Source organism: Geofilum rubicundum JCM 15548 (assembly GCF_000974365.1).
Lineage (GTDB): Bacteria > Bacteroidota > Bacteroidia > Bacteroidales > Marinilabiliaceae > Geofilum > Geofilum rubicundum.
Genome location: NZ_BAZW01000146.1, coordinates 1 through 1,507, shown reverse-complemented (window position 1 = coordinate 1,507; position 1,507 = coordinate 1). Strand labels below are relative to the sequence as shown.

Below are 1,507 nucleotides of genomic sequence, written 5' to 3'. Positions count from 1 at the left end.
TGTATAACGGGTACAGGAATATTAACCTGTTTGCCATCCACTACCCCTTTCGGGTTCGCGTTAGGTCCCGACTAACCCTGATCCGATTAGCGTTGATCAGGAAACCTTGGTCTTTCGGCGTGAGAGTTTCTCACTCTCATTATCGTTACTTATGCCTACATTTGCTTTTCCAAACGCTCCACAATACCTCACGATACTGCTTCGGCGCGGATTGGAATGCTCCCCTACCACTGTTAATAAATTAACAATCCATAGCTTCGGTAGTATGCTTATGCCCGATTATTATCCATGCACGGTCGCTCGACTAGTGAGCTGTTACGCACTCTTTAAATGAATGGCTGCTTCCAAGCCAACATCCTAGCTGTCTGTGCAACCATACCGCGTTATGTTCAACTTAGCATACATTTGGGGACCTTAGCTGATGGTCTGGGTTCTTTCCCTCTCGGACATGGACCTTAGCACCCATGCCCTCACTCCTATTAATCATTTTACAGCATTCGGAGTTTGTCAGGAGTTGATAGGCGGTGAAGCCCTCGCGTCCTATCAGTAGCTCTACCTCTGTAAAACTTTAATAAGGCTGCACCTAAATGCATTTCGGGGAGTACGAGCTATTTCCCAGTTTGATTGGCCTTTCACCCCTACCCACAGTTCATCCAAAAACTTTTCAACGTTTACTGGTTCGGTCCTCCACTGAGTGTTACCACAGCTTCAACCTGACCATGGGTAGATCACAAGGTTTCGCGTCTATCCCTACCAACTTTGGCGCCCTATTAAGACTCGCTTTCGCTTCGGCTCCGTGGCTAATACCACTTAACCTTGCTGGTAAGGAATAACTCGTAGGCTCATTATGCAAAAGGCACGCCGTCACCACACGAAGTGGCTCCGACCGATTGTAGGCGCACGGTTTCAGGTACTTTTTCACTCCCCTGTTCGGGGTGCTTTTCACCTTTCCCTCACGGTACTGGTTCACTATTGGTCTCTCAGGAGTATTTAGCCTTACCGGATGGTCCCGGCTGATTCACGCAAGATTTCTCGTGTCCCGCGCTACTCAGGATACTACCTTGTTTATCATACTTACATGTACGGGATTATCACCCTCTATGATGCAACTTTCCAGATGCTTCCATTTCGTATTTATAAACAGTGATGGTAGTCCTACTACCCCGCATTGCCTAAACAACACCGGTTTGGGCTGGTCCCTGTTCGCTCGCCACTACTTAGGGAATCACTCTTGTTTTCTCTTCCTCCACTTACTTAGATGTTTCAGTTCAGTGGGTTTGCCTCCTGATAAATCAGGATACTTGGTCTTCAACCAAGTGGGTTGCCCCATTCAGACATCTGCGGATTAATGGCTATTTGCGCCTCCCCGCAGCTTTTCGCAGCTTATCACGTCTTTCTTCGCCTCTGAGAGCCTAGGCATCCTCCATGCGCCCTTGCTTACTTTCTTATTGACACGTAGTTATTGTGTCTTTTTTCTTTTTCTCGTTTGTCAATATGTCAATGAACG

1 rRNA gene is annotated in these 1,507 nt (G+C 47.3%); it reads right to left on the bottom strand.

The features are described 5' to 3' along the window. Positions 1-1,447: ribosomal RNA gene (locus tag JCM15548_RS20430) — 23S ribosomal RNA — on the bottom strand; the annotation flags it as partial. Positions 1,448-1,507 lie beyond the last annotated feature (60 nt).